At 59.2% G+C, this 987-nt stretch carries 1 protein-coding gene; it reads right to left on the bottom strand.

Annotated features, from left to right (window positions below; all coding sequences use genetic code 11):
* Positions 1-21 precede the first annotated feature (21 nt).
* On the bottom strand, positions 22-879 hold the full coding sequence (locus E0L35_RS25295; RefSeq protein WP_041158185.1) for a site-specific integrase: 858 nt from the start codon (positions 877-879) through the stop codon (positions 22-24).
* Between the last annotated feature and the right edge of the window lie 108 nt (positions 880-987).

The raw sequence follows: 987 nt of genomic DNA, 5'->3' as shown, positions 1-987 counted from the left end.
GCCTGTTGCAAGGTAGCGGCCTTAGTCATGGCTCACCTCCAAGGCGGCCACCAGGTCAATATGACACTGATCTCCCCCTTGCTGGCTCGGCAGCCAGTGCAGGTAGCGCATCGTCGACTGGAGGTGACGGTGGCCCAGTAGCCGCTGGAGCTGATGGACGGGAAGGCCTTGCTCCAGAACATGGGTGGCATAGGCATGGCGCAGACTATGGATGCCACCGACCCGCTCGATCCCGGCCAGGCGCTTGGCTTGGGTAAAGGCCTTCTGTGGCGCACTGGCGTGTAGGGCTTGATCGGGAAACAGAGCGCTCGGGAACAGCCATGTGACTGGCCGATAGGCGCGCCAGTATTCGCGCAAGCGATCAAGCAGGGTCACGGGTAGTAACACCATACGATCCTTGCCGCCCTTGCCCTGCGTCACACGGAGTTGGTAACGCTGGCTGTCGATGTCACTAACTCGCAGGTGGCAGACCTCGGTTACACGCAATCCGCAGCCGTAGCACAGTTCGAGCATCATGCGATGCTTGGCGTTTTGGCAGGCGGCCAGGATCCGCCGAACCTCGTCGCGGGTCAGCAGTTCTGGAATCCGCTGCGGTTTTTTGGGGACGGTGAGCGGCACATCAAACGAAGGCCACTGCAACACGTGCAAATACAGGAACCGCACGCCGTGCAGATAAACACGGCAACTGGCGGCGGACAAACCACGCTCCTGAACCAGGTGATTAAAGAAGTGTTGCAGGTCGTCGGTACTCAACGTGTCTGGCGGGCGGTGGAAATAACGTGCTAGTTCAGTGACCACCATCAGGTAGGTGTTGTGGGTACGTTGCGCAAAGCCACGCTGACGCATGGCCGCGATCATCTTCTGTCGCAAGGCAGTCATCGTCGTCACTCCTGTTGTATGACCCACGTGGGTCAATCAACAGTGTGGCCCGATGAGGCGAAAAACGTGGTTCGTCGACAGCTACCGCGAAGCGGTTTAGTTCAACAG

It is taken from the genome of Halomonas sp. ATBC28 (genome assembly GCF_005937175.1).
Lineage (GTDB): Bacteria > Pseudomonadota > Gammaproteobacteria > Pseudomonadales > Halomonadaceae > Vreelandella > Vreelandella titanicae.
The sequence above is the reverse complement of the archived record's forward strand: the minus strand, read 5'-3'. Positions and strand labels throughout refer to the sequence as shown.